The 2,645-nt window shown below is 63.7% G+C and carries 3 protein-coding genes; all 3 read left to right on the top strand.

Annotated features, from left to right (window positions below; translation table 11 throughout):
• The coding region (locus AB4Z11_RS28915) for a DUF1761 domain-containing protein (protein WP_442029270.1) at positions 1–370 on the top strand (370 nt) is incomplete at its 5' end.
• 31 nt (positions 371–401) lie between these two features.
• On the top strand, positions 402–1,697 hold the full coding sequence (locus tag AB4Z11_RS28910) for an amino acid deaminase (RefSeq protein WP_442029269.1): 1,296 nt from the start codon (positions 402–404) through the stop codon (positions 1,695–1,697).
• Between the two features lie 8 nt (positions 1,698–1,705).
• Positions 1,706–2,645 (top strand): prolyl aminopeptidase (gene pip / locus AB4Z11_RS28905; RefSeq protein WP_442029268.1); only part of this gene is annotated, 940 nt, incomplete at its 3' end.

Here is a 2,645-nt window from a genome sequence, read left to right as displayed (position 1 = left end):
GGCTATTCTCGTGGCGGCCGTGTCGAGCTTCATGCTGGGCGGCTTGTGGTATTCGCCCAAGCTGTTTGGCGCCGTCTGGAATGCGGAAAATGGTGGCGTGAAGCAGGAAGGGCATCCGGCCAAGGTGTTCGGCACTGCTTTCGTGTTCTCGCTGATCGCGGCATTCTGCTTCGCCTACTGGCTGGGCGCGGCGCCGGCACTCGGCCTTGCGCTGAAATCGGGCCTGCTGGCGGGCTTCGGCATCGCCGCGACCAGTTTCGGCATCAACTACCTGTTCGCCAACCGATCCTTCAAGCTGTGGCTGATCGATGGCGGCTACCACACTGTTCAATTCGTCCTGTTCGGCCTGATTCTCGGTCTGTGGCACTAAAATAGCCGGGATATCGACCGAAGGAAATCGTATGAACACTTTGCCAGACGGCGGCCTGGCGCTGGCCGCCTTGGACGATCAAGTCCTGCAGCCCGGCACCAAAGGCTTGCCGATCATTGAGCCGCTGCGCCAGCACATGATCGGCCTGCAGAACTGGAACATCCTCAACGCCGACACCGGCTTCCCGGTCGCTGTGCTGAAGCAGTCCGCATTGCAGCACAACCTGCAGTGGATGCGCGCCTTCTGCGATCAATACGGCGTGATGCTTGCGCCGCACGGCAAGACCACCATGAGCCCGCAGCTGTTCGGCGCCCAGCTTGGCAACGGCGCCTGGGGCATCACGCTGGCGACGGCGTATCAGGTGCAGATCGCCGCGCGCTTTGGCGTGCGCCGCGTGATCATGGCCAATGAACTGGTGGCACCGGCTGATATCAAAGCCGTGCTGCAGTTGATGCGCGACGACGCAGGCTTCGAGTTCTACGCGCTGGTCGATTCGATCGAAGGCGTTGAGCGTTTGTCGAAAGCTGTGCAGGCCAGCGGATTGCCGCGGCCCTTGCCGCTGCTGGTGGAGTTGGGCATGCAGGGCAAGCGCGCCGGTGTGCGCGCGGCCGAAGACGTGCTGGCCGTAGCGCGCGCGGTATCGCAAGCGCCCGGTCTGCAACTGGCGGGCATGGAGGGCTACGAAGGCCTCGCGTCCGACACGCAAGCGGTCAATGAATTTCTGCAAAAGATGGTCGCCTTGCTGCGCCAGGCCGATGAAGAGAAGCTGTTCGGCGGCGAACAAATCATCATCTCCGCTGGCGGTTCGGCCTTCTTCGATCTGGTTGCACGTGGCATCCGCAAACTGGACGCCAGCAAGCCGGTGCTGCCGGTCCTGCGCAGCGGCTGCTATCTGACCAATGACCACGGCACGTACGAGGAAGCCATCCGCGAGATCGGCAAACGGGAAGGCAAAACCCAGGGAGGCCTGCAACCGGCACTGGAAGTGTGGAGCGTTGTGCTGTCGCGTCCCGAACCGAATCTGGCGATTCTGTCGATGGGCAAGCGCGATGCGTCGCACGACATCGGCCTGCCGCGCGCGCTGTACCAGCACCGTCCCGGCGCAAGAGCCGAAGCCAGCGCGCTGCCGCCAGGCTGTGAAATCGTGAAGATGAACGACCAGCACGCCTACCTGCGCTGGCCGGAAGGCACGTCGCCGGACCTGAAAGTCGGTGACCTGGTCGGCTGCGGCATCTCCCACCCCTGCACCACGTTCGACAAGTGGCAGCTGATGCTGGTGGTGGACGACCAGTACAATGTGCAGCACGCAATCAACACCTTCTTCTAAGGCACACCATGTCCGATCCGTTGTCCCACCTGTTCCCGCCCATCGCGCCGCGCAATAGCGGCATGCTGGCCGTCGATGAAATACATACGATTTACTGGGAAGAGGTGGGTAACCCGAACGGCATTCCCGTGGTGTTCCTGCACGGCGGTCCGGGCGCCGGCCTGTCGCCGCAGCACCGCCGCTTCTTCAATCCGGACCACTATCGCGTGATCCTGTTCGATCAGCGCGGCGCGGGCAAATCCACGCCGTTGGGCGATGTGCGCAACAACACTACCCAGCTGCTGATCCAGGACATCGAACGCCTGCGCGAACTGTTCGGCATCGACAAGTGGCTGGTATTCGGCGGCTCCTGGGGCTCCACGCTGGCGCTGGCCTACGGCGAAGCGCATCCGGAGCGCTGCCTTGGCTTCGTCCTGCGCGGCATCTTCCTCTGCACGCAGCAGGAGATCGACTGGTTCCTGGGCGGCTCCGCATGGTTCCACCCCGAGATCTACGACGAGTTCATCGCGCCGATCCCCGAAGCGGAGCGTACCAACCTGCTGCAGGCTTACGTCACCCGCATCATGGACCCGGACCCGCAAGTGCACTGGCCCGCCGTGCGCGCCTGGAGCAAATTCGAAGGCCGCCGCGTGTTTCTGCTGCCGCAGCCGGAAGAAGCGCCTTCGGACACGCTGGACCTGGGCGTGGGCCGCATGGAATCGCACTACATGGCCAACCTCGGTTTCTTCGAACCGGACCAGCTCCTGAATAACGCCAGCCGTATCGCGCATCTGCCGGCCGTGATCGTGCAGGGCCGCTACGACGTGATCTGCCCGCCGGTCACCGCATGGCGCCTGCACAAGGCGCTGCCAGGTTCCGTGCTGAACATGATCCCGGACGCCGGCCATGGCGCGATGGAGCAGGGCATCAGCCGCGCCCTGATGGCGGCGACCGAACAATTCCGTAGCC

It is taken from the genome of Pseudoduganella sp. RAF53_2 (genome assembly GCF_052113985.1).
GTDB lineage: Bacteria > Pseudomonadota > Gammaproteobacteria > Burkholderiales > Burkholderiaceae_D > Rugamonas.
The sequence above is the reverse complement of the archived record's forward strand: the minus strand, read 5'-3'. Positions and strand labels throughout refer to the sequence as shown.

Bases quoted from the DNA above. Each gene is read 5' to 3' on its own strand.
- AB4Z11_RS28910 (WP_442029269.1), top strand. From the start codon at position 402: ATGAACACTTTGCCAGACGGCGGCCTGGCGCTGGCCGCCTTGGACGAT.